The following is a 22744-nucleotide window of genomic DNA, read 5'->3' on the forward strand; positions in this document are numbered from 1 at the left end:
GGGTCGCCTGATGCTGCGTCAGGAGACGGCGAGCGCGAGCAGGGCGCCGGTCGCCGCCGTCTCCGCGGTCGCCCCCAGCACGTCCCCGGTGATCCCGCCGAACCGCCGGACGCAGCGGCGCAGCAGCAGCCACCCGCAGCCGAGGCCCACGGCCAGCGCGAGCGGCAGCCGGGGCGAGAGCCAGGCCAGGCCGAAGGCGAGCGCGGCCGACACCCCGAGCGCGGCGGGCCAGGGCACGGTGGCGGCGACCATCGCGCCGAGCCCGCCCGGCCGGGCCGCCGGTACGGAGCGCAGACAGCCCCAGCTGAGCGCGCACCGGGCGGTCAGCGCGGCGGTCAGCACGGCCAGCCCGCCCTGCCGGAGCGAGCCCTCGAACTGCCCGGCCAGCGCGGCGACCTGGGCCAGCAGCACCAGCAGCAGCGTCAGCACCCCGAACGGGCCGATGTCCGACTGCTTCATGATCCGCAGCGCGTCCTCGGCCGGTTTCCCGCTGCCGAGGCCGTCCGCGACGTCCGCCAGGCCGTCCAGGTGCAGCCCCCGGGTCAGCCCGGCCAGCACCGCCACCGCCGCCACCGCACCGAGCAGCGGCCCGCCGCGCCAGGCCAGCAGGACGCCGGCCCCGGCCGCCAGGCCGCCGAGCACCAGCCCGACCAGGGGAGCGGCGATCATCGCCCGCCCCCCGGTCTCCCGGTCCCAGCGGTCGACCCGGACCCGCAGCACCGACAGCGTCCCGAAGGCGAACCGCAGTCCGTCCAGCAGCCCGTGCGGCAACCCGGACTCTCAGCCCCGGCCGAGCAGCTCGGCGGCGGTCGGCAGCCGCGGCGGCTCGACCGGCCCGCGCGCGGCGGCCGTCATGGCCGGTACCTCCGAGGGCTCGGCCAGCGTGTCGGCGGCGGCCTGCAGCAGCGGCAGCGCGAGCAGCGCGCCGACGCCCTCGCCCATCGAGACGTCCAGACCCTGGAGCGGGGTCAGGGTGAGCCGGTCGTACGCCTTCGCCTGGGCGGGCTCGCCGGTGGACTGCCCGGCCCGCCACCACTCGGGGGCGCGGAAGGCGATCCGCTGCGCCACCAGGGCGCAGGCGGCCGAGACCACGCCGTCCAGCACCACCGGCAGCTTGCGGGCGGCGGACTGGAGCAGGAAGCCGGTGATGGCGGCGAAGTCCGCGCCGCCGACGGTGGCGAGCAGCGCGAGCTGGTCGCCGAGCACCGGGCGGGCCCGGCGGAGCGAGTCGCGGACGGCCGCGCACTTGACCATCCAGGTGCGGTCGTCGATGCCCGAGCCCCGGCCGGTGACGGCGGCGGCGTCGGTGCCGCAGAGCGCGCCGATCAGCACGGCGGCCACGGTGGTCGAGCCGACCCCGAGGTCGCCGAGCACGACCAGGTCGGTGCCGGCGTCGGCCTCCTCGTCGGCGATCGCCATCCCGACCCGGAAGGCCTCGACCGCCTCGGCCTCGGTGAGCGCGTTCTCCAGGTCGATCCGGCCGGAGCCCCGGCGGACCCGGAACCGGCTGACCTCGGCCGGGAACTCGTCCGGTGCGGCGTCCACGCCGAGGTCCACCACGCGCAGCCCGGCGCCGTAGCGGCGGGCCAGCACGGCGACCGGCGCGGTGCCGTCGAGCACCGCGTGCACCCGGCGGGCGGTGCCGCCCTGGGCGGGGAGGTTGGAGAGGCCGGCCGAGGCGATGCCGTGGTCGGCCGCGAACAGCAGCACCTTGGCGGCGGTGAGCGGCCGGGCCGGTGAGGCGCCCTGTACGGAGGCCAGCCAGCTGCCCAGCTCCTCCAGCTGCCCGAGGCCGCCGCGCGGCTTGTCGAGTTGCTGCCAGCGCTCCTCGCCGGCCCGGCGAGCGCTCTCGTCGGGGCGCTCCACGAGCGAGGAGAAAGTGTCGAGATCCACGGTGGTGTCCATCGCCTCGAAGGCTACACGCCAGTGGGTTTGACGGTCAGTACCTGCCCCGCAACCACCAGCAGGACCTGCTCGGCGCCGTCCGCGACCGCCATGTTCAGCCGCCCCAGGGTGTCCCGGAACCGCCGCCCGGCCGCCGTCGCGGGGACCACGCCCATCCCCACCTCGTTGCTCACCGCGACCACCTGACGGCGGGTCACCCGCCAGGCCGCCGCCAGCGCGTCGCAGCGCTGCTGCACCGCGCGCTCCGCGCCGTCGTACCAGGCCGCGTCGTCCCAGGCCCCGCACTCGTCCATCACGGCGGTGAGCCAGAGCGCCAGGCAGTCGATCAGTACCGGCGCCGGGTCCGAGCCGTCCGCCAGCACGGCCTCCAGCTCGCAGGTCTCGGCCGTCCGCCAGCTCTCCGGCCGCCGCTCCCGGTGCAGTTCGACCCGCCGGGCCCAGTCCTGGTCCCCGTCCCGGCGGCCGCTGGTCGCGACGTACAGCACGTCGTCGTACGCGCCGAGCAGCTGCTCGGCGCGGGTGGACTTGCCCGAGCGGGCGCCGCCGAGGACCAGGGTGCGGGGGAGTGCCATGCGGCCCATCCTGCCCGACCGGTCCGGCCCGGCCAGGCATGGGGCGGCTCCGGGCGGGCACGCTAACCTGCGCAGCAGAACCGAGAAGCGAGGAGCCGGGCATGGTCTGGACGTGGCGGTACGAGAAGGCGGACGGGACCCTCGTCCAACTGGCCGGCGAGCAGGAGGAGTTCCCCGGCCAGGGGGACGCCGAGTCCTGGATCGGCGAGGAGTTCAAGGCCCTGCTGGAGAAGGGCGTCGAGCAGGTGGTCCTGCTGGACGACGGCAAGGCGATCTACACCATGAGCCTGCAGGAGGGCTGAGCTACTTCGCGCCGACCAGGTGCAGCAGGGCCGCGACCCGACGGTACGGGTCCTGCTGCCCGGCCCGTTCCTCCGCGTCCAGCAGCTGGGCCAGCTGGCGTCCGTCCACCGGGGCCTGGTGGTCCGGCGTGGTGTCGGTGAAGACCCGCACCCCGTACCAGCAGCGCAGCGGGACGGCGATCTCGCCGAGGGTGGTGGTCAGGTCGGCCAGCCGGTCGGCGCGGGCGTTCAGGCCCAGCCGGTTGGTGTACCTGGTGGTCTCGAAGGCGTCCAGCGCGGTGCGCCAGTCGCCGTTCAGCGCGGGGCGCATGGCCAGCGCGTCCGCGTTCCGGACCACCAGCGAGAGCACGCCGCCGGGGGCCAGCAGCCGGGCCAGCGAGGCGAGCATCGGGTCCGGGTCGGAGAGGTACATCAGCACGCCGTGGCAGAGCACCACGTCGAAGCTGCGCGGGCCGAACCAGCGGCCGACCTGGTGGCAGTCGCCCCCGAGCAGCTGGACCCGCTCGCGGACCTGCGGCGGTTCGGCGGCCAGCGCGGCCTGCGCCGCGCCGAGGGTGACCGGGTCCGGGTCGAGCCCGGTGACCAGGTGGCCGGCCCGGGCCAGCCGGAGCGCCTGGGTGCCCTGGCCGCAGCCGACGTCCAGCACCCGCAGCCCGGTCAGGCCGATGAGCTGTCCGGCCAGCTGACGGGCCACCAGCTCCTGCCGGACCAGGTTGCGCAGCCCGCCCTGCCGCTCCGGCCAGTTGGCCGCGGTGGGCAGGACGCCCCGGGTGGGCAGCCGGTCGTGCATCCCGCCGCCCTGTCCGGGCAGCGGGGGCGCCCCTGACCAGCCCTCAGCCGTCCAGGGCTGGGCCCAGGACGGCTGAGGGACGGGCTCGGCGGTCAGGGCTTCTCGCCCCGCTTGACCTGCACCTTCGGCAGTCGCAGGCGGCGCATCTGGAGCGTGCGCATCAGGCCGTACGGCACCGCGCCCTTGGCGTTCTGCCCGGGGAAGTTGGTGGCCAGCGCCTTGCGCAGGCCGAAGCCCAGGCGCAGGAAGTCGGCGATCACCAGCACGAAGAACAGCATGAACAGCAGCGTGGAGGCGAACTTCAGCACGTTCGACGGGACCACGCTGAGGATCAGCACCACCACGGCGTACGGCAGGAAGAACTCGGCCAGCGACCAGCGCGAGTCCACGTAGTCACGGGCGAAGCGCCGGACCGGGCCCTTGTCACGGGCCGGCAGGTAGCGCTCGTCGCCCTCCAGCAGCGCGGTGCGCTGCTTCTCCCGCTCGGAGCGCATCCGCTCGCGCGACTGCTTGGCGGCCTCCTTGCGGTCCTTGGGGACCGTCACCCGGGTGCGGCGATGGGCCTCGGCCTCGCTGCGCTTGGGGGTGGGCCGGCCCTTGGGGGCCTGCGGGTCACGGGGCAGGTTGTCGTCCTGCTCGGCCAGCGCGGTGGCGGAGGAGGAGGCATCGTCTGAGCGGCGTCGGAACACACCACCAGCGTACGTGCTCCGTCCGCGATGTTCGGAGTGCCATAGGACCCAAACAGATATCGATGCCCCCCGGAGTGTCCCCTAGGCGTTCCCCGCCCTTCGGCCGATCATGGTCAGGGGTCGTCTCCACCCAGGGGATGAGGCCCGCACGTTTCGGCTGTAGCAGGCTTGTTGCAGGCAGGAGCACTGCGGCGAGGACACTGCCGCGCATAGACTCGATCCTGTCCAGTACGAGACGGAACGCAGGCCCGAGAAGGGGGCACCCGAGGCCCATGAGCGACGGAATCATGAAGCGTATGGGGCTGATCTTCCGCTCCAAGGCGAACAAGGCCCTGGACCGTGCGGAGGACCCGCGGGAGACGCTCGACTACTCCTACCAGAAGCAGCTCGAACTGCTGCAGAAGGTGCGCCGGGGCGTCGCCGACGTGGCCACCTCGCGCAAGCGGCTGGAGCTCCAGCTGACCCAGCTGCAGCAGCAGTCCGCCAAGTACGAGGACCAGGGCCGCAAGGCGCTGTCGCTCGGCCGGGAGGACCTCGCCCGCGAGGCGCTCACCCGCAAGGCCAACATGCAGTCCCAGATCACCGATCTGGAGACCCAGTACCAGGCCCTGCAGGCCGAGGAGGAGAAGCTCACGCTCGCCTCCCAGCGCCTCCAGGCCAAGGTGGACGCCTTCCGCACCAAGAAGGAGACCATCAAGGCCACCTACACCGCGGCGCAGGCGCAGACCCGGATCGCGGAGTCCTTCTCGGGCATCTCCGAGGAGATGGGCGACGTCGGCCTGGCGATCCAGCGGGCCGAGGACAAGACCGCCCAGATGCAGGCCAGGGCCGGCGCGATCGACGAGCTGCTGGCCTCCGGCGCGCTCGACGACGCCAGCGGTCTCGGCCGCAAGGACGACATCGAGGCCGAGCTGGAGCGGGTGGCCGGCGGCAGCGACGTGGAGCTGGAGCTGGCCCGGATGAAGGCCGAGCTCACCGGTGGCTCCCCGGCGCCGCAGCAGGCGATCGAGCAGGGCAAGCAGGACACGCCGCCCACGATCAACTACAACAAGTAACCCCCTACGCAGGGAGACCACCGGCATGATCATGCGGGTCATGGGCGAGGGCCAGTTCCAGGTCGGCGAGAGCCACCTGAACCAGCTCAACCAGCTGGACGAGGAACTCCTCGCCGCACTCGAGTCGGGGGACGAGCAGCAGTTCCGGGCGGCGCTCGGAAACCTGCTCAGCGCGGTCAAGCAGTACGGCACGCCGCTGCCGGACGACTCGCTGGAGCCGTCCGACCTGATCCTGCCGGATCCGGAGGCGTCGCTGGACGAGGTCAGGGCACTGCTGCGGGACGAGGGCGACGGGCTGATCCCCGGCTTCTCGGAATGAGACATGACGGAGGGCGGGCCCCGGTCGGGGCCCGCCCTCCGTCAGGTCCGGCTACGGCAGGGCCAGCATCCGGTCCAGCGCGGCCTTGGAGTACTTGGCGACCTCGGGGTCGACCGTGATCACGTTCGGCACCCGGCCCTCGACCAGCGACTCCAGCGCCCAGACCAGGTGCGGCAGGTCGATCCGGTTCATGGTCGAGCAGAAGCAGACCGCCCGGTCCAGGAAGACGACCTCCTTGTCCGGGTGCGCCTTGGCGAGCCGGCGGACCAGGTTGAGCTCGGTGCCGATGGCCCACTTGGAGCCGGGCTCGGCGGCGTCCAGCGCCTTGATGATGTACTCGGTCGAGCCCACCAGGTCGGCGGCGTCGACCACCTCGTACTTGCACTCGGGGTGCACCAGCACGTTGACCCCGGGGATCCGGGCCCGGACGTCGTTCACCGACTCGACCGTGAAGCGGCCGTGCACCGAGCAGTGGCCGCGCCAGAGGATCATCTTGGCGTTCCGCAGCTGCTCGACGGTGAGGCCGCCGTTCGGCTTGTGCGGGTTGTAGAGCACGCAGTCGTCCAGCGACAGGCCGAGCTCGCGGACGGCGGTGTTGCGGCCCAGGTGCTGGTCCGGCAGGAAGAGCACCTTCTGGCCCTGCTCGTACGCCCAGGTGAGCGCCCGCTCGGCGTTGGAGGAGGTGCAGATGGTGCCGCCGTGCTTGCCGGTGAAGGCCTTGATGTCGGCCGAGGAGTTCATGTACGAGACCGGGACGGTCACGTCGGCTATGCCGGCCTCGGTGAGCACGTCCCAGCACTCGGCGACCTGCTCGGCGGTGGCCATGTCGGCCATCGAACAGCCGGCCGCGAGGTCCGGCAGCACGACCTGCTGGGTGGCGCTGGTGAGGATGTCGGCCGACTCGGCCATGAAGTGCACGCCGCAGAAGACGATGAACTCGGCCTCGGGCTTGTTGGCGGCGTCCCGGGCCAGCTTGAACGAGTCGCCGGTCACGTCGGCGAACTCGATCACCTCGTCCCGCTGGTAGTGGTGGCCCAGGATGAAGACCCGGTCGCCCAGGGCGGCCTTGGCCGCGCGGGCGCGCTCGACCAGGTTCGGGTCGGAGGCGGGCGGCAGGTCGCCGGGGCACTCGACGCCGCGCTCGCTGTTCGGGTCGGCCTCGCGGCCGAGCAGCAGCAGTGCCAGCGGCGTCGGGGCGGGGTCGACGCCGTAGGTCTCGGTGGTGGTGGTCACGGGCGGGTGCCCTCCTGTGCGGCGGAGCTCTGAGCTGGGGCTCTGGGCTGGGGCCAAGCCTTTTCGTCTATCTGACGCTATCTATGATAACCCGTTGGTGTCACTCTGACGATGGCCAACGTGTCGATGTGACGAGAACCGCGTGCCGTTGCGTCCCGTTCCGGCCGCCGTCGGGTTGGCTACCAGCCATGAAGGCAATCGCGATCAGGCAGTACGGCGGACCCGAGGTGGTCGAGTACCTCGAACTCCCCGATCCCAAGGTGGGCCCCGACTCGGTGCTGGTCCGGGTGAAGGCCGCCGGGGTCAACCCGGTGGACTGGAAGATCCGCCAGGGGTACCTGGACGGCATCCTGGACGTGCACTTCCCGCTGGTCATGGGCTTCGACCTGGCCGGGGTGGTGCAGGCCGTCGGCGGCGCGGTGACCGAGTTCGCCCCCGGCGACGAGGTGATCGGCTACGTCCGCAAGGACGCGGTCGAGCACGGCACGTACGCCGAGCTGGTGGCGGCCCCCGTCCGGACCCTGGCCCGCAAGCCCGCCGCCCTGGACTGGGCCCAGGCGGGCGGGCTGCCGCTGGCCGGGCTGACGGCCTATCAGGGCCTGGTCAAGGCGCTCCGGGTGCAGCGGGGCGAGACCGTCCTGGTGCACGCCGCCGCCGGGGGTGTCGGCGTGCTCGCGGTGCAGCTCGCCGTCTCCCTCGGCGCCCGGGTGATCGGCACCGCCGGGGAGCGCAACCACGCCTTCCTGCGCACCCTGGGCGCCGAGCCGGTCCGGTACGGGGACGGCCTGGCCGACCGGGTCCGGGCGCTCGCCCCCGACGGGGTGCACGCCGCGCTCGACCTGGTCGGCGGCGAGGCGGTCGAGGTCTCGGCCGGGCTGGTCGCCGATCCGGCCCGGATCGCCTCGGTCGCCGACTTCGGCGTGGTGGCCCGGGGCGGCCACTACGTCTGGACCCGTCCCGACGCCGCCGACCTGACCGAGCTCGCCCGCCTCGCCGACGCGGGGGTCCTGACCGTCCCGGTCGCCTCCACCTTCCCGCTCTCCCAGGCCGCCAGCGCGCAGGCCCTCAACGCCGAGGGCCGGACCCGGGGCAAGATCGTCCTGCTGGTCGACTGATCGGTCGGTGTACGGATGACCGCGCCGCTTCCGGGCCTCTCTGACGATCTGTCAATACGGCCTTGTGAACACCGGTTTCTTCCATGAGGATCTGGTCGGATCGATGAAGATCCACTGAGTACTCCATGGGGGATGCGCATGTCCGTTCAAGAACGAGGAAACCTCGGCCGCCGGTCGATCCTGGCCGGCCTGACCGGCGCCGGGGCGATCGCGGGCAGCCTGGCGCTCGGCAGCGGCAGTGCCGCCGCCGCCACGATCGGCCTCGACACCTACGTGGTCAACGTGCTCGCCAAGGGCGCCGACCCGACCGGCCAGACGCCGAGCGACCAGGCCTTCCACGACGCCGCGGCCGAGCTGCTGGGCTCGTTCCAGACGCCGCCGCTCTCGGGGGCGATCCCGAAGAAGGTGCTGCTGGTCCCGCCGGGCAACTACCTGCTCACCCAGCCCGACCAGCTGCTCCCCGGCGAGGCCGGCCCCGGCCACGGCGGCATCGTCGACGGCATCGCGATCGTCGGCTACGGCAAGCGGCTGTCCCGGATCACCTACGCCCCGACCGCCCGGAACACCACGTTCTGGACCAACCGGGACCGGTACAAGAACATCCGGATCAGCGGCCTCACCTTCGACAGCAAGGACGCCACCTCCACCTTCAACTACGCCTTCTCCTCGGACGCGGGCGGTGTCCAGGACACCTGGTACACCGACGTCGAGTGGCACGGCGACTGGAAGGCCGGGATCGTGCTGGACGGCGCCCCGGACCGCGAGCCCGGCGACACCACCAGCCCGCAGTCGGACCTGAACAGCGAGATGGGCTGGGACCACTGCCAGGTCGGCGGCTCGTACACCGACGCCTTCCTGGTGATCGGCGCCAGCCCGACCGAGAGCCAGCAGGACCAGTTCCTCAACTTCTGGTTCCGGGACTGCAAGGTCGAGTTCAAGTACGGCACCTTCGTCCGGAACGAGCGCGGCGGCTCGATGAACTTCACCGGCGGCTCGTACATCCTCACCGACCCGAACACCGCCGGGACCTTCTTCAAGCTCGGCGGCACCACCGGCCGGGCCGACTCGGTCAACCGGCTGTACGTGCAGGGCATCCGGTTCGAGATCCGCAGTGCCAAGCACAAGGTGATCGACTCGGCCTGGTACAAGGGCAACATCACCTTCGTCTCCTGCGACGACACCGCGCTCTCGTTCCAGTCCTGGGCGACCACCGCCCAGCCGCACGTCTACCGCTTCGACGCCGTCACCCCGAACCGGGCGCCGATGATCCGGTACCAGGACTGCGCCCTGATGGGCTCGCACCAGATCACCTCGCCCACCGCCACCACGGCGGGCAAGCTGCTCTACGACGGCTGCCGCTTCATCGACATGACGACCGGCACCGGCGGCACCGCCGCGTTCCTGCGCTGGACCGGGGTCGCGCCCTGGTACGAGTTCAAGGACTGCCTGATCGGCAGCACCCGCCTGGCCGACGCCAAGGGCCAGTGACCCGCTGACCGGCACGCCTGCCGCGCAGGCGTGCCGGTCGGTGCAGAATGGTCCGGCGTTTCGTTTCTTCCCAGGAGCCCCGTACCGATGAGCACCAACAGACCGTCAGATCAGGGCGGGGCCTCCGTCGACGACACCGACCGCCTGCTGCTCGCCCACCTGAGCCGGGACGGCCGCGCCTCGTACGCCGAGATCGGGCTGCTGGCCAACCTCTCGGCCACCGCCGTCCGCCGCCGGATCGACCGGCTCCGGGCCCGCGGCGTGGTCCGCGGCTTCACCGTCGTCCTCGACCCCGACGTGCTCGGCTGGCAGACCGAGGCCTTCGTCGAGGTCTACTGCCGGGAGCGGACCGCGCCCGAGGAGATCCTGGCCAGCCTGCGGCAGTTCCCCGAGGTGGTGGCCGCCTGGACGGTGACCGGCGACCCGGACGCCCTGGTGCACCTGCGGGCCGCCGACACCCGGCACCTGGAGGCCGTGATCGAACGCATCCGCAAGGAGCCCGGCGTCCAGCGCAGCCGCAGCTCCGTGGTGCTCTCCCGGCTGATCGGCTGACCGGGCACCCCCGTCCGGAGCAGTCCGCCGGGTGACGCAGGAAAGCTGCGCGGGCCCCCTCGAACGCGCCCGAATCCGACCCGGACGGCCGGGTTCCGACGCGCGCCGGAAGCCCCTCGCTGCCTAGGCTGATCATGTCCGGCAGGCCCCAACCGCCCCGGGCCTCCCATGACACCCACTCCGTGAGAGGGACAGCCATGTCCGCAGCCCCCGACCGCATGCACCAGCCGGACAACGAGCTGGTCGACCTCGTGTTCACCTACATGCGGGAGCGGCTGCAGTACGACCCCGTACCGCTGGACCACCCCGGCGACGGCGAGCACCTCAAGGCCCAGCTGGCCGGCCTGCTCAACCCGAACGGCAACGCCCCGGCCGACGTGCTCAAGCTGTACGACCACGAGCTGTCCCGCGCGGTGATCTCCGCCGACAGCCCGCGCTACCTGTCCTTCATCCCGTGCGCCCCGACCAAGGCCGCGCTGCTCTTCGACATGGTGGTCTCCTGCGCCTCGCTGCAGGGCATCTCCTGGCTGGAGGCGGCCGGCGCGATCGCGGCCGAGAACCAGGTGCTGCGCCTGATAGCGGACCGGGCCGGCCTGCCCGAGTCGGCGGGCGGCACCTTCGTCTCCGGCGGCTCGGCGGGCAACCTGTCCGCCCTGGTGGTCGCGCGGGACACCGCCCGGCGGACGCTCGGCCCGGACGCCAAGCTGCGGATCGCGGTCTGCGACCAGGTGCACTCCTCGGTGAAGAACACCTTCAACATCATCGGCGTCGAGGCCTTCAAGGTCCCCGCCGTGGACCGCCGCTTCACCGGCGAGGCCCTGCGCGCCGCGCTGGCCGCCGACCCCCACCCCGAGACGGTGATCGCCGTCGTCGGCACCGCGGGCACCACCAACGAGGGCATCGTCGACGACCTGGCCGGCCTGGCCGAGGTCACCCGCGAGCGCGGCCTGTGGTTCCACGTCGACGGCGCGTACGGCGGCGCGGGCCTGTTCGCCCCCTCGGTCCGGGAGCGCTACAACGGCATCGAGCACGCCGACTCCTTCGTGGTCGACCCGCACAAGTGGCTGTTCGCGCCGTTCGACTGCGCCGCGCTGATCTACCGCAACCCGCAGCTGGCCCGGGCCGTGCACACCCAGGACGCCTCCTACCTGGACGTGCTGCACACCGAGGGCGACGAGTGGAACCCCACCGACTACGCCTACCACCTGACCCGCCGGGCCCGGGGCCTGCCGCTCTGGTTCTCGCTCGCCGTGCACGGCACCCAGGCGTACACCGACGCGATCGAGGCCGGGCTCACGCTGGCCCGGGAGACCGCCGCGCTGATCGAGGCCACCGAGCACCTGGAGCTCCTGATGGACCCCCAGCTCTCCTCGGTCTGCTTCCGCCGCACCGGCTGGACCCAGCAGGACTACTACCGCTGGTCCCAGCAGCTGTTGGCGGACCAGATCGGCTTCGTCACCCCGACCGGCTGGGACGGCGAGACGGTGGCCCGGTTCGCCTTCCTGCACCCCGGCACCACGATCGAGATGGTCGAGGAGATCCTCGCCACCATGGCGTGAGTCAGCGGGAGCCGGGCGCGCGGTCCAGCACGCAGTCGCCGCACAGGCCGCCGCCCGGCACCCGGTAGTACAGACAGCAGGTGGTCCGCCGGAAGGCGCCCGCCGGGCCCCCGCCGCCGACCAGCGGAGGCTGCTCCAGCAGCCCGCCGACCAGCGGCCGGGCCACCGCCCGGACCGTCGGGGGCAGCACCTTCAGCACTCCCGCCAGCGCCGAGGCCGCGTTCCCCCAGAGCAGCCGCTCGGCCACCGGGGTGACCGCGCGGATCGCCGCCCCGATCGGCGCCAGGTTCTCCACCGCCACCGCCTGCCGCAGCGCGGCCACCGGCTCGCCCGCCCGTACGCCCGGCACCCAGAGCTCCAGCGTGCCGCCCCTCGGCAGCCGCCAGTGCGCCCGGTCCGGGCCGAGCTCGGGGACCACCCCGGCCAGCGCGGCCGTACCCAGCGCCACCGACCAGAGCCGGGCCGCCAGTCCGAGTTGGGCCACCGAGGCGGCCACCCGGGGCTCGTCGGTGCGCAGCCTCGGGCCCACCTCGTTGATCCGCCGCTCCCAGAACCCGGGCGTGGCCAGCTCGCCGAGCGGCCGGAAGTCCGGCGGCAGCGGCCCGTCCACGGTGGCGAAGAACGGCCCCAGCGCGCTGGTCCGTCGCAGGATCTGCTGAGCATCCGTCACGGCAGGCAGGGTAGCCGCTCAGAGGAAGCCGGGGTTCGGGACGTACGGGGCCGGCGGCCGCAGGCCCCGGACCGCCAGGTACCCGCTGGTGGAGAGCGAGAGCCCGAGCTCCAGGCCCACGTCGACCGCCCACTCCTGCTCGGCGGTCAGGTGCGAGACCAGCGCCGGGACGCCGTCCGGCACCCGGGCCAGCGCCTCGCGCAGCAGCCGGACGGCGATCCGCTTGGAGGTGGCGGCCAGCAGCTTGACCTCGCCGCCGATGCGGTAGCAGTAGCCGCTGCCGGCCAGGGTGTCCGCTATCAGCAGGTCGTCGTAGTGCGCCAGCATGAACGCGTGGTCGGGCCCGTGGGCCGAGCCGCGCAGCCGCCGGTCCACCGAGTCCAGCAGGTGCAGCTGGGTCGCGTTGCCGGGATGGACCGGTATGTCCCCGGGGTCGACCAGTCCGGCCCGGTCCACCGGGCCGGCCAGCTGCATGGTCGGGTGCAGGGTGAATCCGGCCCGCCGGTAGCGGCGGGCGGCGGCCGGGTCGGCGGAGGAGCAGAGCAGGCCGCGCAGACAGCCCCGGCCGTACTCGCCGGCCCGTTCCAGCAGGATCCGGCCGACGCCCCGGCCCTGCGCCTCGGGCAGTACCGCGAGCAGCGAGAGCCCCCAGAGCCCCTCCCGTCGCAGCGACAGCGCCACCCCGATCGCCCGGCCGTCCTGCTCGGCGACCCAGCAGCCGCCCGGGTCGTGCCGGACGAGGTGCGCCGCCCGGGCGAGCTCGCGGACCAGCTGGTGCGGGTCCGGCGGATCGTCCTGGGGCTTCCCGGCCAGGTGGCGGAAGGCCGCGCGGCTGACCTGCTCGACGGCCTCGGCGTCGGCGGACGTGTCCCTGAGCTGACGAATGATCACCTCCCCATCCTGCCGCCGGGGCGTCCGCGGGGCGGGCCGTTTCACAGGATCGGACGATGACCACGGTCCGCCGGTGTGCGAGCATGGGTGGCAGGGGAGTGGGTTACGCACCACGTTCCCCAACAGGACCACCGCCCGGGAAATGAATCCGGGCGGCCGCTGGTTGGCACTGGCGGCAGATCGTCGTCACAGACCGGGAGTACACAGATGAGCGTCCAGGACGAGACCACCGTCGAGAGTGGTCTGCTCCTCTCCGATGCCGCCGCGGCCAAGGTCAAGGGGCTGCTGGACCAGGAAGGCCGCGACGACCTCGCGCTGCGCGTCGCCGTGCAGCCCGGTGGCTGCTCGGGCCTGCGGTACCAGCTGTTCTTCGACGAGCGCTCGCTCGACGGCGACGTGGTGAAGGACTTCAACGGCGTCAAGGTCGTGACCGACCGGATGAGCGCCCCCTACCTCGGCGGCGCGACCGTCGACTTCGTCGACACCATCGAGAAGCAGGGCTTCACGATCGACAACCCGAACGCCACCGGCTCCTGCGCCTGCGGCGACTCGTTCAGCTAGCAGCAGTGCGAAGGCCCCCGAGGTGACCGCCTCGGGGGCCTTCCGCATGCCCGGGTTCTTCGGGCTGGGTGGTTCGGGCTCAGTACTTCGGGCCGCCCACCGGGTCGGGGCCGGGCACCGGGGTCAGCTTCTGCATGGTGCCCTGGTCGAAGACCGTCCGGCCGTCCAGCGGAGCCTTCAGGTCGGCCGCGACCTCCTGCTGCTTGGCCACCGCGGCGCAGCTGGTGCCGGGCTGCACCGGCTCCGTCACCACCACCTTGGCCAGCACCGTGCCCGGCTTGGACTCGTCCAGCTTCAGCCCGTACTTCTCGCAGATCCCGCCGTAGAAGACCACGGTCAGCCGCTGGCCGTTCACCCAGTACGAACTGGCGGGCAGCTTGCCGCTCGGGTCGGGCTCGCCCACCGCGATGCCCGGGGCGGGCGGGGTGGTCGGGGTCGGCTCGGGGGACGTCTTCGGCATCGACGGCTTGGGCATCGGGCTCGACGGCGAGGCGGCCGGGTCCGAAGGCGAGCCGGCCGGGCTCGACGCGGCGGGCGAGCCGGACTGGGCGCCGGACGCGTCGGAGCCCGCCTGCCCGCAGGCCGCCGCGGCGCCGAGCGTGAGCAGCAGCGCGGAGGCGGCGAGGGTCCGCCGGAGTCGGTGCGGGGTGGCTGCGGTGTTCTGGTCCATGGTGCGTGTTCCTCCCGAGGGCTCAGCGCTCCGCTACCGCAGCGGCGCTGTGCGACTTTGACGTGCCCGGGAGGAATCCGGTTCCGTCAGGCCCCGTACTCGGACATTCCGGCCACCAGGCGGCGGGTGCGGGAGGGCACCGAGACACCGGTGGGCACCGTGTGCACCGGCTCGGTCGGGACGGCGTGGGCGGGCCAGAACGGCTCCATCCGCCGGGACGAACTCACCAGCGCGTCAAGGGAGTCGGCATCGGCCTCACCCTTCAGGGCGGACGGGACGTGCAGGGTCGGCCGGTTCGGCATCATCGGTCTTCGCTCCGATCGGCGGGCCGCGGGCGGAGCACCGCGGACCAGAACGGGGCGGCTGGTCCGGCCCCGGTACCCCCGACCCTAGATCGGCCCGGGGCCCCGGGCCAGAGCTACCCCGCGGTAGTACCCGACCGGGTGGCGCGGAGGCGTGGTGGGCAGCCCGGGGACGGCCCGGTACCGTGTGAGGGTCAATTTCACCGCTGTTTCCGGCCCCTCACCCGGCCACCTGAGGAGTACCAGTGCGCATCGCCGTCGCCGGCTCGATCGCCACCGACCATCTGACGACCTTCCCGGGCCGTTTCGCCGACCAGTTGGTCGCCGAGCAGTTGCACACGGTCTCGCTCTCGTTCCTGGTGGACACCCTCGACATCCGTCGCGGCGGGGTCGCCCCGAACATCGCCTTCGGCATGGGCGTGCTCGGCCTGCGCCCGATCCTGGTCGGCGCGGCCGGCGCGGACTTCGAGGAGTACCGCAGCTGGCTGGAGCGCAACGGCGTGGACACCGAGTCCGTGCACATCTCGGAGACCGCGCACACCGCGCGCTTCATGTGCACCACGGACCTGGACCACAACCAGATCGCCTCCTTCTACACCGGCGCGATGTCCGAGGCCCGCAACATCGAGCTGAAGCCGATCCACGACCGGGTCGGCGGGCTCGACCTGGTGCTGATCGGTGCGGACGACCCGCAGGCGATGGTCCGGCACACCCAGGAGTGCCGCACCCGCGGCTACGCCTTCGCCGCCGACCCGTCCCAGCAGCTGGCCCGCCTGGAGGGCGAGGACATCCGGGACATCGTCGACGGCGCCGCGTACCTGTTCACCAACGAGTACGAGGCCGCGCTGATCGAGACCAAGACCGGCTGGGACGCCGAGGAGATCCTCGGCCGGGTCGGCACCCGGATCACCACGCTCGGCGCCAAGGGCGTCCGGATCCAGCGGGCCGGCGAGCCCGACGTCACCGTCGCCTGCCCGGCCGAGGACCGCAAGGCCGACCCGACGGGCGTGGGCGACGGCTTCCGGGCCGGCTTCCTGGCGGGCGTCTCCTGGGGCTTCGGCCTGGAGCGCTCGGCCCAGCTCGGCTGCATGCTCGCCACCCTGGTGATCGAGACGGTCGGCACCCAGGAGTACGAGCTGCGGCACGGGGCGTTCCTGGACCGCTTCGCCCTGGCGTACGGCGACGAGGCCGCCGCCGAGGTCCGCGGCAAGCTCACCGCCTGATCAGCTTTTCGCAGGAGCCCAGGCAACTACGGTCAGGGGCTCGGGGAACGGCGAGGATGTCTGGCGTGCGGGTCAAAGGCGAAAGTGCCTGACCGCCCACGCACGCGTGACCTCTACTGAGGTCGGCGCCGCCGTTCCCCGGGCCCCTGATGGCTGATCCGTGTGCCTACCCGGTCCGGGTGACCAGGTAGGCCGTGCCGCGGTCGAAGCCGTAGGTGGTGGGTGGGGCCTGGCCGGCGTAGGTCTGGTGGCGCATGTCGCACCAGGCGGGGATGTCGAGGCGGGCGGCCTCGTCGTCGGCGAGGACCACGACGGTGCCGCCGACCGGGACTTCGCCGATGCGTTTGGCGAGTTCGATGACCGGGAGCGGGCAGCGCTTGCCGAGCATGTCGAGCACCAGGGTGTCCGAGGCGGCGGCGGGGGCGGCCGGGTCGAGGCCGAGCGGGGCGCGGATGTCGGCGACCAGGCGGGGGAGCAGGTCGAGGAAGCGGGTGACGTCGGCCTCGGGGACGTCGTTCGGCAGCGAGATCCGGATGTTCCCCTCGGTCAGCACGCCCATCGCCGCCAGCACATGGCTGGGCGTCAGGGTGCTGGAGCTGCAGGAGGAGCCGGAGGAGACCGCGAAGCCGGCCCGGTCGAGCCCGGTGAGCAGGACCTCGCCGTCGACGTAGAGGCAGGAGAAGGTGACCAGGTGGGGGAGCCGGTGGACCGGGTCGCCGACCACCTCCACCTCGGGGACCAGCTGCGGCACCTGACGGCGGATCCGCTCCACCAGGGCGTGCAGCCGGGCGTTCCCGTCCGCCGCCTCGGCCCGGACGGCGCGCAGCGAGGCCGCGGCGGCCACGATCGCGGGGACGTTCGGATAGCCGGGCACCCGCCCGCCCTCCCGCTCGTCGGCGGGCAGCGGCGAGACGTACCGGACGCCCTTGCGGACGGCGAGCACGCCGACGCCGGCCGGGCCGCCCCACTTGTGGGCGCTGGCGGTGAGCAGCGCCCAGCCGGACGGGACCGGGACCCGGCCGACCGACTGGGCGGCGTCCACCAGCAGCGGGACGTCGCCGAGCAGGGCGGCGGTCTCCTCGACCGGCTGGAGGGTGCCGACCTCGTGGTTGGCGGACTGGAGCACGGCCAGTGCGGTGTCCGCCCGGACCAGGGCGGCGAACTCGGTGGCGGAGACCCGGCCCTGGCGGTCCACCGGGGCGACCGAGACGCTGCCGCCGTCGGCCTCCACCCGTTCGGCGGTGTGCAGCACGCTGGAGTGCTCGACGGCCGAATGGAGCAGGTGACGGCCCGTCCGGCGACGGCCGGTCAGGGCGCCGAGGATCCCGGACTGGACCGCCTGGGTGCCGCCGGAGGTGAAGGAGATCTCGTCCGGACGGCACCCCAGTACCTCGGCGACCGTCTCCCGGGCCGCGTCCAGCAGCATCCTGGCCTGCCGCCCGGAACGGTAGAGCCGGGCCGGGTCCGCCCAGCCCTCGTCCAGGGCGGCGAGCAGCGCCTGCCGGGCGACGGGGTGCAGCGGAGTGGTGGAGGCGACGTCGAAATAGGACACGGAACACACCCTACTCACCGTCAGACGGCACCCTTTTTGTTCTGGTTCGTGGGCACCCGGTCGGGTGGCCGACGGTCCGTCACCCGCGTGTCCGGGGGCCGCTGTCCGGGTGTCCGTGCGAGCCTCGAACGGCAGCATTGACCTGCGACTCCACTCCTTTGGGGGCTGATCGGGTAGCCGGGCGGCGCGTTACCGGGGGCTGCTCGTGAGTGCCGCATAAGGATGGAGTAGCGTTTGGCCCGCATAAGCATTCAAACCGTGCCCGTGGCCGGGTCGCCGGGGAGGCGCGCACAGCGACTCCCGGCAGCGACGCGATCTCGGGCGAGACTTCGGGAAGGCGCTACGTGAGTCCCAACGGCTCCGACCGCTCGCCGCGGCGCACGATGCGGCGGAAGCTGCCTCAGGCGCTGGCACTGGGCCTCGTCATCGCGACCGCCACCGGCTGCTCGGCCAACGACCTCCCCAGGCTTGGCCTCCCGAGCCCCGTCACCGCCGAGGGCCCGATGGTCCTCCGGATGTGGCAGGGCTCCTGGATTGCGGCTCTGGTGGTCGGCGCACTGATGTGGGGTCTGATCATCTGGAGTGTGATCTTCCACCGCCGCAGCCGCACCAAGGTGGAGGTCCCCCCGCAGACCCGGTACAACCTGCCCATCGAGGCGTTGTACACCGCGGTCCCCCTCGTCATCGTCTCGGTGCTCTTCTACTTCGTCGCGCGCGACGAGGAGCGGTTGACCCAGACCTCCGCCAAGCCGGACCACATGGTCAACGTGGTCGGCTTCCAGTGGAGCTGGGCGTTCAACTACGAGAACACCGAGAACCCGGACCCGGCCAACACCCAGGCCGCGTACGAGGTCGGCACCCCGGCCGAGCCGCCGACGCTCTACCTGCCGATCAACGAGACGGTGCAGTTCCGCCTCACCTCGCGGGACGTCATCCACGACTTCTGGCCGGTGAACTTCCTGATGAAGCAGGACGTCGTCCCGGGCGTGGTGAACAAGTTCGAGGTCACCCCGACCGCGCTCGGCACCTACCGCGGCAAGTGCGCGGAGCTCTGCGGTGTCGACCACTCGCGGATGCTCTTCAACGTCAAGGTCGTTGAGCGCGCCGAGTACGACAAGCACCTGGCGGAGCTTCGGGCCAAGGGCCAGAAGGGCGCGGTGCCCTCGGGCATCTTCACCATGGGAAGTGAGAAGTGACTATCCTCAACGAGCCCGCCGCCGCCGGCGGGGCTGCCGGGGCTACGGTCACGGCCGGCACCGAGCGGACCCGCAAGCCCGGGTCCACCATCATCAAGTGGCTGACCACCACCGACCACAAGACGATCGGCACCCTGTACCTGGGGACGTCGTTCGCGTTCTTCCTGATCGGTGGTGTGCTCGCGCTGGTGATGCGCGCCGAGTTGGCTCGTCCGGGGACGCAGATCGTCTCGAACGAGCAGTTCAACCAGGCGTTCACCATGCACGGCACGATCATGCTGCTGATGTTCGCGACCCCGCTCTTCGCGGGCTTCGCGAACTGGATCATGCCGCTCCAGATCGGTGCCCCTGACGTCGCCTTCCCGCGACTGAACATGTTCGCCTACTGGCTCTACCTGTTCGGCTCGATCATCGCGGTGGCCGGCTTCCTCACCCCCCAGGGTGCGGCCGACTTCGGCTGGTTCGCCTACTCCCCGCTGTCGGACGCGGTCCGCTCGCCGGGCGTCGGCGCCGACATGTGGATCATGGGTCTGGCCTTCTCCGGCTTCGGCACCATCCTCGGCTCGGTCAACTTCATCACCACCATCATCTGCATGCGCGCCCCCGGCATGACGATGTTCCGGATGTCGATCTTCGTCTGGAACGTCCTGCTGACCGCCGTGCTGGTGCTGCTGGCCTTCCCGGTCCTCGCGGCCGCGCTGTTCGCCCTGGAGGCGGACCGGAAGTTCGGGGCGCACGTCTTCGACCCGGCCAACGGCGGGGCGCTGCTCTGGCAGCACCTGTTCTGGTTCTTCGGTCACCCCGAGGTGTACATCATCGCGCTGCCGTTCTTCGGCATCGTCTCGGAGATCATCCCGGTCTTCAGCCGCAAGCCGATGTTCGGCTACTCCGGCCTGATCGCGGCCACCATCGCGATCGCCGGCCTGTCGGTGACGGTGTGGGCGCACCACATGTACGTCACGGGCCAAGTGCTGCTGCCGTTCTTCTCGTTCATGACCTTCCTGATCGCGGTCCCGACCGGTGTGAAGTTCTTCAACTGGGTCGGCACCATGTGGAAGGGCTCGCTGAGCTTCGAGACCCCGATGCTCTGGACGGTCGGCTTCCTGGTGACCTTCCTGTTCGGCGGTCTGACGGGTGTTCTGCTCGCCTCCCCGCCGATCGACTTCCACGTCTCGGACTCGTACTTCGTGGTGGCGCACTTCCACTACGTGGTGTTCGGCACCGTGGTGTTCGCGATGTTCGCCGGCTTCCACTTCTGGTGGCCGAAGATGACCGGCAAGATGCTCGACGAGCGCCTTGGCAAGATCACCTTCTGGACGCTGTTCATCGGCTTCCACGGCACCTTCCTGGTCCAGCACTGGCTCGGCGCGGAGGGCATGCCCCGCCGCTACGCCGACTACCTGGCCTCGGACGGCTTCACCACGCTGAACACCATCTCGACCATCGCGTCGTTCCTGCTCGGTCTGTCGATCCTGCCGTTCCTCTACAACGTCTGGAAGACCGCGAAGTACGGCGAGAAGATCGAGGTCGACGACCCGTGGGGCTACGGCCGTTCGCTCGAGTGGGCGACCTCCTGCCCGCCGCCGCGGCACAACTTCCTCACCCTGCCCCGGATCCGTTCGGAATCCCCGGCGTTCGACCTGCACCACCCGGACATCGCCGCGCTCGACTACCTCGAGTACCACGGTGAGCCGGCCAAGCACTTCGAGGGCGTCACGCCCGCGAAGTACGACGCCCCCAAGCTGGGCAAGGCTCCCACCAAGGAGGGCGACGCCTGATGAAGGAACAGGGCAAGATCTTCATCGGCTTCGCCGTCTTCATCCTGGCGATGGCCATCACCTACGGCGTGTGGACCAACCACTCCGAGCACGGTGTGGAGGCGGCCGGCACCACGGCGCTCTTCCTCGCCTTCGCCCTGTGCGCGATGGTCGGCTACTACCTCGCGTACACCGCCAAGCGGGTCGACACCGGCGCGGGTGACAACCCCGAGGCCGAGGTCGCGGACGACGCCGGTGACCTGGGCTTCTTCGCCCCGCACAGCTGGCAGCCGCTCTCGCTGGCGATCGGTGGCGCGCTCGCGTTCATGGGCGTCATCTTCGGCTGGTGGCTGCTGTACTGGTCGATCCCGATCATCCTGATCGGCCTGTTCGGCTGGGTCTTCGAGTTCTACCGCGGTGAGGACCAGAACCAGTAGGTTCTCCCCGCACCGAGCGGCCGGGCATCCCTGACGGGGTGTCCGGCCGCTCGATTTGTAGGGCCCACCGGGTGAGGTGATCACCCGCTCGGGTCAACCGGGGCCCCCGCCGGAGGCCCGGCGGGGTCGGCTGTTCCTACGATCTGATACGTCGTCGGACCCAGGAGGCAGCCGTGAAGACCAGGCCCGGAGTCGCACTGACCGCCGCCCTGCTGGTGCTGGCCCCGCTGGCCGGCTGCTCGTCCTCCGGCGGCTCCGCGGCCGTGGTGCGGCCCGCCGCACCGGTGGACGTCAGCGGGCTGGTGCACACCTCCGCGAACGGTGCGGTGGACCCGGCGAAACCTTTCACCGTCACCGCCGACCAGGGCGGCCGCCTCACCGACGTCACCGTCACCGGGGCCGACGGCCGGGTGGTGCCGGGCAGGCTCGCGGCCGACCTGAAGAGCTGGCAGAGCACCGGCCGGCTCAAGGCGGACACCCGGTACGCGGTCAGGGTCGCCGCGGACGACGGCAAGGGCGGCCGGGGCGAGACCAGCAGCGAGTTCGGCACCGTCGCGGCCACCAGGCTGCTCACCGCCGAGCTCGGCCCCGACTCCGCCGGCACCGGCGTCTACGGCGTGGGCCAGCCGCTCACCGTGGAGCTCTCCGAGGCGGTCAAGGACCCCGCCGCCCGGCAGGAGGTCGAACGGGGCCTGACGGTGGCCTCCGAGCCCGCCGTGACGGGTGCCTGGTACTGGGTCGACGGCAAGAACCTGCACTTCCGGCCGAAGGACTACTGGCCCGCCAACGCGAAGATCCGGTTCGCCTTCGACCTCAAGGGCGTGCCGATCGCGGACGGCCTGTACGGCGGCGAGCCGGTCAGCCGCTCGCTGAGCACCGGCGACCGGGTCGAGGTGGTGGTGGACGCCGGCTCGCACTACCTGACGTACCGCCGCAACGGCGAGGAGGTCAGGTCGATCCCGGTCACCACCGGCAAGCCCGGCTTCTCCACCCGCAACGGGATCAAGGTCGTGCTCGGCCAGGAGGCGCAGGTCCGGATGAACGGCGAGTCGATCGGCATCCGGGAGGGCAGCAGCGAGGCGTACGACCTCCAGGTGAAGTGGGCCACCCGGGTCACCTGGAGCGGCGAGTACGTGCACGCCGCCCCGTGGTCGGTCGGCTCCCAGGGCGTCGAGAACGTCAGCCACGGCTGCACCGGGATGAGCACCGACAACGCGAAGTGGTTCTTCGACCAGACCCGGATCGGCGACCTGGTCCAGGTGGTCAACAGCAAGGGCGCCCCGATGGAGCCGTTCGGCAACGGCTTCGGCGACTGGAACGTCCCCTGGGCCGACTGGGTCGCCCACAGCGCCCTGGGCGCACCGGTGAGCACCGGTGGCCCCACCCGGCTCGCCGCCGCGCACGCGGACGATCCGGTGATGCGCTGACTCAGCCGCCGTGCACGGCCTTGAGCGCGGTGGCGACGGCGGCCAGGGCCTCGTCCCGGCCGAGGCCGAGCCGGGTGGCGCGCTCCGCGTAGTCGGCGGCGGCCGCGGCGGCGAGCCTGTGGGCGGTGTCGCCGGTGGCGGCGATCAGGGTGCCGCGGCGGCCGTGGGTCTCCACCACGCCGTCGGCCTCCAGCTCGCGGTAGGCCCGGGCCACCGTGTTGGCGGCCAGGCCGAGTTCCTCGGCCAGGGCCCGGACGGTGGGGAGCTTGAGGCCGGCCGGCAGCGTCCCGCTCCGGGCCTGGTCGGCGATCTGGGCCCGTACCTGCTCGTACGGGGGAGTGGCGGCATCGTGGTCGACGGACAGCTGCACGGGGTCTCCTGACGCTTCGTTGGCCCACATTCTGCCGCAGCAAGGCCGATGGCCCCCCACCGCGAACGGTGGGGGGCCATCGGCTGTGGCGACTGCGCGGTCAGCCTCG

General features: G+C 72.1%; 24 protein-coding genes and 1 pseudogene. 13 read left to right on the forward strand and 12 right to left on the reverse strand.

The genetic code is table 11. From position 1 onward, the window contains the following. Positions 1-18: 18 nt before the first annotated feature. The 3 genes and pseudogenes from ABT118_RS19710 to cobU form a co-directional block, all read right to left on the reverse strand. Positions 19-771 carry an adenosylcobinamide-GDP ribazoletransferase gene (locus ABT118_RS19710; RefSeq protein WP_350670053.1) on the reverse strand — a complete coding sequence of 251 codons (753 nt, stop codon included), beginning with the start codon at positions 769-771 and terminating at the stop codon, positions 19-21. A 9-nt stretch (positions 772-780) separates the two neighbouring features. After that, a complete protein-coding gene (locus ABT118_RS19715; protein ID WP_350670054.1) occupies positions 781-1905 on the reverse strand; it encodes a nicotinate-nucleotide--dimethylbenzimidazole phosphoribosyltransferase in 1125 nt (374 codons plus the stop codon). 11 nt (positions 1906-1916) lie between these two features. After that, positions 1917-2465: pseudogene (gene cobU / locus ABT118_RS19720) on the reverse strand (bifunctional adenosylcobinamide kinase/adenosylcobinamide-phosphate guanylyltransferase); the annotation flags it as partial. A 113-nt stretch (positions 2466-2578) separates the two neighbouring features. Here cobU and ABT118_RS19725 point away from each other — a divergent pair. Then, positions 2579-2779 (forward strand): hypothetical protein, encoded by a 201-nt coding sequence (locus ABT118_RS19725; RefSeq protein ID WP_350670055.1) that lies wholly within the window; start codon positions 2579-2581, stop codon positions 2777-2779. Between the two features lies 1 nt (position 2780). On the opposite strand, the gene ABT118_RS19730 is transcribed toward ABT118_RS19725, so the two are convergent. After that, positions 2781-3569, reverse strand: a complete 789-nt coding sequence (locus ABT118_RS19730; protein WP_350670056.1) for a class I SAM-dependent methyltransferase — start codon at positions 3567-3569, stop codon at positions 2781-2783. A gap of 92 nt (positions 3570-3661) precedes the next feature. Beyond that, positions 3662-4258 (reverse strand): DUF3043 domain-containing protein, encoded by a 597-nt coding sequence (locus ABT118_RS19735; protein WP_350670057.1) that lies wholly within the window; start codon positions 4256-4258, stop codon positions 3662-3664. A 272-nt stretch (positions 4259-4530) separates the two neighbouring features. On the opposite strand from ABT118_RS19735, the gene ABT118_RS19740 reads away from it, so the two are divergent. After that, a complete protein-coding gene (locus tag ABT118_RS19740) occupies positions 4531-5313 on the forward strand; it encodes a PspA/IM30 family protein (RefSeq protein WP_350670058.1) in 783 nt (260 codons plus the stop codon). A gap of 25 nt (positions 5314-5338) precedes the next feature. After that, positions 5339-5632: a PspA-associated protein PspAA gene (pspAA, locus tag ABT118_RS19745; RefSeq protein WP_350670059.1), complete on the forward strand. Its 294-nt coding sequence runs from the start codon at positions 5339-5341 to the stop codon at positions 5630-5632. 51 nt (positions 5633-5683) lie between these two features. On the opposite strand, the gene nadA is transcribed toward pspAA, so the two are convergent. Continuing rightward, on the reverse strand, positions 5684-6865 hold the full coding sequence (gene nadA, locus ABT118_RS19750) for a quinolinate synthase NadA (protein ID WP_350670061.1): 1182 nt from the start codon (positions 6863-6865) through the stop codon (positions 5684-5686). Between the two features lie 188 nt (positions 6866-7053). Between nadA and ABT118_RS19755 the strand changes: the two genes are divergently transcribed. The 4 genes from ABT118_RS19755 to ABT118_RS19770 all read left to right on the forward strand — a co-directional run bounded on the left by ABT118_RS19755 (position 7054) and on the right by ABT118_RS19770 (position 11579). Continuing rightward, positions 7054-7980, forward strand: coding sequence for an NADP-dependent oxidoreductase (locus tag ABT118_RS19755; protein WP_350670063.1), 927 nt, complete (start codon positions 7054-7056; stop codon positions 7978-7980). Between the two features lie 138 nt (positions 7981-8118). After that, a complete protein-coding gene (locus tag ABT118_RS19760; RefSeq protein WP_350670066.1) occupies positions 8119-9468 on the forward strand; it encodes a hypothetical protein in 1350 nt (449 codons plus the stop codon). An 87-nt stretch (positions 9469-9555) separates the two neighbouring features. Continuing rightward, positions 9556-10020 carry an Lrp/AsnC family transcriptional regulator gene (locus ABT118_RS19765; protein WP_350670069.1) on the forward strand — a complete coding sequence of 155 codons (465 nt, stop codon included), beginning with the start codon at positions 9556-9558 and terminating at the stop codon, positions 10018-10020. 197 nt (positions 10021-10217) lie between these two features. Beyond that, a complete protein-coding gene (locus tag ABT118_RS19770) occupies positions 10218-11579 on the forward strand; it encodes a pyridoxal phosphate-dependent decarboxylase family protein (protein ID WP_350670071.1) in 1362 nt (453 codons plus the stop codon). A 1-nt stretch (position 11580) separates the two neighbouring features. Here ABT118_RS19770 and ABT118_RS19775 read toward each other — a convergent pair whose 3' ends face one another. After that, complete coding sequence (locus ABT118_RS19775; RefSeq protein WP_350670074.1) at positions 11581-12249, reverse strand: (2Fe-2S)-binding protein; 669 nt, start codon at positions 12247-12249, stop codon at positions 11581-11583. Between the two features lie 18 nt (positions 12250-12267). Further along, complete coding sequence (locus ABT118_RS19780; RefSeq protein ID WP_350670078.1) at positions 12268-13140, reverse strand: GNAT family N-acetyltransferase; 873 nt, start codon at positions 13138-13140, stop codon at positions 12268-12270. A gap of 207 nt (positions 13141-13347) precedes the next feature. Here ABT118_RS19780 and erpA point away from each other — a divergent pair, with 207 nt between their 5' ends. Beyond that, entirely contained in the window at positions 13348-13701 is a 354-nt protein-coding gene (erpA, locus tag ABT118_RS19785) for an iron-sulfur cluster insertion protein ErpA (protein ID WP_057232998.1), read from the forward strand. A gap of 79 nt (positions 13702-13780) precedes the next feature. On the opposite strand, the gene ABT118_RS19790 is transcribed toward erpA, so the two are convergent. Next, positions 13781-14371, reverse strand: coding sequence for a hypothetical protein (locus tag ABT118_RS19790; protein ID WP_350670082.1), 591 nt, complete (start codon positions 14369-14371; stop codon positions 13781-13783). 86 nt (positions 14372-14457) lie between these two features. Next, the gene (locus ABT118_RS19795; protein WP_350670083.1) at positions 14458-14676 is read right to left on the reverse strand and encodes a hypothetical protein; all 219 of its coding nucleotides are present in this window, start codon (positions 14674-14676) and stop codon (positions 14458-14460) included. A gap of 242 nt (positions 14677-14918) precedes the next feature. Between ABT118_RS19795 and ABT118_RS19800 the strand changes: the two genes are divergently transcribed. After that, complete coding sequence (locus ABT118_RS19800) at positions 14919-15896, forward strand: carbohydrate kinase family protein (RefSeq protein ID WP_350670086.1); 978 nt, start codon at positions 14919-14921, stop codon at positions 15894-15896. A 166-nt stretch (positions 15897-16062) separates the two neighbouring features. On the opposite strand, the gene ABT118_RS19805 is transcribed toward ABT118_RS19800, so the two are convergent. Beyond that, positions 16063-17448 (reverse strand): cysteine desulfurase/sulfurtransferase TusA family protein, encoded by a 1386-nt coding sequence (locus tag ABT118_RS19805; RefSeq protein ID WP_350670088.1) that lies wholly within the window; start codon positions 17446-17448, stop codon positions 16063-16065. Positions 17449-17792: 344 nt separating this feature from the next. Between ABT118_RS19805 and ctaC the strand changes: the two genes are divergently transcribed. From ctaC to ABT118_RS19825, 4 genes are all read left to right on the forward strand, one after another. Next, positions 17793-18644, forward strand: coding sequence for an aa3-type cytochrome oxidase subunit II (ctaC, locus tag ABT118_RS19810; RefSeq protein WP_350670089.1), 852 nt, complete (start codon positions 17793-17795; stop codon positions 18642-18644). Beyond that, positions 18641-20422, forward strand: coding sequence for an aa3-type cytochrome oxidase subunit I (gene ctaD, locus ABT118_RS19815; protein ID WP_350670091.1), 1782 nt, complete (start codon positions 18641-18643; stop codon positions 20420-20422). The genes ctaC and ctaD overlap by 4 nt, the downstream gene beginning before the upstream one ends. After that, positions 20422-20838 (forward strand): cytochrome c oxidase subunit 4, encoded by a 417-nt coding sequence (locus tag ABT118_RS19820; protein WP_350670093.1) that lies wholly within the window; start codon positions 20422-20424, stop codon positions 20836-20838. The genes ctaD and ABT118_RS19820 overlap by 1 nt, the downstream gene beginning before the upstream one ends. Before the next feature lie 173 nt (positions 20839-21011). Beyond that, positions 21012-22265 carry a L,D-transpeptidase gene (locus tag ABT118_RS19825; protein ID WP_350670095.1) on the forward strand — a complete coding sequence of 418 codons (1254 nt, stop codon included), beginning with the start codon at positions 21012-21014 and terminating at the stop codon, positions 22263-22265. 1 nt (position 22266) lies between these two features. Here the strand turns inward: ABT118_RS19825 and ABT118_RS19830 are convergent, their stop codons facing one another. Further along, positions 22267-22665, reverse strand: coding sequence for a GntR family transcriptional regulator (locus ABT118_RS19830; protein WP_350670098.1), 399 nt, complete (start codon positions 22663-22665; stop codon positions 22267-22269). Positions 22666-22744: the final 79 nt, after the last annotated feature.

This window comes from Kitasatospora sp. NPDC002040, assembly GCF_040296785.1.
Lineage (GTDB): Bacteria > Actinomycetota > Actinomycetes > Streptomycetales > Streptomycetaceae > Kitasatospora.

What these genes read in the sequence shown, in the direction of transcription:
- ABT118_RS19715 (WP_350670054.1), bottom strand. Translation starts at nt 1,905, where the DNA reads ATGGACACCACCGTGGATCTCGACACTTTCTCCTCGCTCGTGGAGCGC.
- ABT118_RS19725 (WP_350670055.1), top strand. Translation starts at nt 2,579, where the DNA reads ATGGTCTGGACGTGGCGGTACGAGAAGGCGGACGGGACCCTCGTCCAA.
- ABT118_RS19730 (WP_350670056.1), bottom strand. Translation starts at nt 3,569, where the DNA reads ATGCACGACCGGCTGCCCACCCGGGGCGTCCTGCCCACCGCGGCCAAC.
- ABT118_RS19740 (WP_350670058.1), top strand. Translation starts at nt 4,531, where the DNA reads ATGAGCGACGGAATCATGAAGCGTATGGGGCTGATCTTCCGCTCCAAG.
- pspAA (WP_350670059.1), top strand. Translation starts at nt 5,339, where the DNA reads ATGATCATGCGGGTCATGGGCGAGGGCCAGTTCCAGGTCGGCGAGAGC.
- ABT118_RS19755 (WP_350670063.1), top strand. Translation starts at nt 7,054, where the DNA reads ATGAAGGCAATCGCGATCAGGCAGTACGGCGGACCCGAGGTGGTCGAG.
- ABT118_RS19760 (WP_350670066.1), top strand. Translation starts at nt 8,119, where the DNA reads ATGTCCGTTCAAGAACGAGGAAACCTCGGCCGCCGGTCGATCCTGGCC.
- ABT118_RS19765 (WP_350670069.1), top strand. Translation starts at nt 9,556, where the DNA reads ATGAGCACCAACAGACCGTCAGATCAGGGCGGGGCCTCCGTCGACGAC.
- ABT118_RS19770 (WP_350670071.1), top strand. Translation starts at nt 10,218, where the DNA reads ATGTCCGCAGCCCCCGACCGCATGCACCAGCCGGACAACGAGCTGGTC.
- erpA (WP_057232998.1), top strand. Translation starts at nt 13,348, where the DNA reads ATGAGCGTCCAGGACGAGACCACCGTCGAGAGTGGTCTGCTCCTCTCC.
- ABT118_RS19790 (WP_350670082.1), bottom strand. Translation starts at nt 14,371, where the DNA reads ATGGACCAGAACACCGCAGCCACCCCGCACCGACTCCGGCGGACCCTC.
- ABT118_RS19795 (WP_350670083.1), bottom strand. Translation starts at nt 14,676, where the DNA reads ATGATGCCGAACCGGCCGACCCTGCACGTCCCGTCCGCCCTGAAGGGT.
- ABT118_RS19820 (WP_350670093.1), top strand. Translation starts at nt 20,422, where the DNA reads ATGAAGGAACAGGGCAAGATCTTCATCGGCTTCGCCGTCTTCATCCTG.
- ABT118_RS19830 (WP_350670098.1), bottom strand. Translation starts at nt 22,665, where the DNA reads ATGTGGGCCAACGAAGCGTCAGGAGACCCCGTGCAGCTGTCCGTCGAC.